Origin of the sequence: Salinivibrio sp. ML198 (assembly GCF_001996015.1) — a bacterium.
GTDB lineage: Bacteria > Pseudomonadota > Gammaproteobacteria > Enterobacterales > Vibrionaceae > Salinivibrio > Salinivibrio siamensis.
Genome location: NZ_MUEZ01000048.1, coordinates 1 through 811 on the forward strand (window position 1 = coordinate 1; position 811 = coordinate 811).

An 811-nucleotide genomic window follows, 5' to 3' on the forward strand; every position below is an offset into this window, starting at 1 on the left:
CGATGGCTCAAATGCTTCTTACCAGCTCACCATCGCTTTTCGCAGGTTAGTACGTCCTTCATCGCCTCTGACTGCCAAGGCATCCACCGTCTACGCTTAGTCACTTAACCATACAACCCCAAAAGGTCTTGCTTATTTACTTTCACTTTTAAAAAGTGAAAACAAACGGTTTAAACAACTAAGGTTTTGTTTTTGCCGGACTCAAAATAGAGACTTTGCTTATCACTAAGACAAAGCCCAAGCACACTTGATTGTGTGAGTGACATTTCTGTCACTGATTGAGAACTTTACTGTCATTCTTTAAGAATGACTTGTCAGCTTTCCAGATTGTTAAAGAGCATGTGATTCTATCAATACGATAAACCACTTTTTAAAGACACTTATCACCATAAATGCGCTTAAAAAGTGGTGGAGCTAAGCAGGATCGAACTGCTGACCTCCTGCGTGCAAGGCAGGCGCTCTCCCAGCTGAGCTATAGCCCCATCATAATTCCTTAGATGCTGGTGCCAATTTCTTTTGAGGCAAGGCAGTGTATTTCGACGTTTAGTTCGCTAAACGAGGAATGCACTAACGTAGTATCAGGAGAAATTGGTGGGTCTGAGTGGACTTGAACCACCGACCTCACCCTTATCAGGGGTGCGCTCTAACCACCTGAGCTACAGACCCATCTAAGGTACGAGCCTTTCACTAAGGCATTCGTATCTCTTTGACTTTCAACCTATACAATCTGTGTGAACACTCGCAAAAATAGCGTCAGTAAGGAGGTGATCCAGCCCCAGGTTCCCCTAGGGCTACCTTGTTACGACTTCAC

General features: G+C 44.4%; 2 tRNA genes and 2 rRNA genes. All 4 read right to left on the bottom strand.

Features of this window, described 5'->3' with window-relative positions:
• Window positions 1-110: ribosomal RNA gene (locus tag BZG25_RS15610) — 23S ribosomal RNA — on the bottom strand; the annotation flags it as partial.
• Window positions 111-406: 296 nt separating this feature from the next.
• Window positions 407-482, bottom strand: a tRNA-Ala gene (locus BZG25_RS15615).
• Between the two features lie 107 nt (window positions 483-589).
• Window positions 590-666 (bottom strand) — tRNA-Ile (locus BZG25_RS15620).
• 91 nt (window positions 667-757) lie between these two features.
• Window positions 758-811 (bottom strand): 16S ribosomal RNA (locus BZG25_RS16100); the annotation flags it as partial.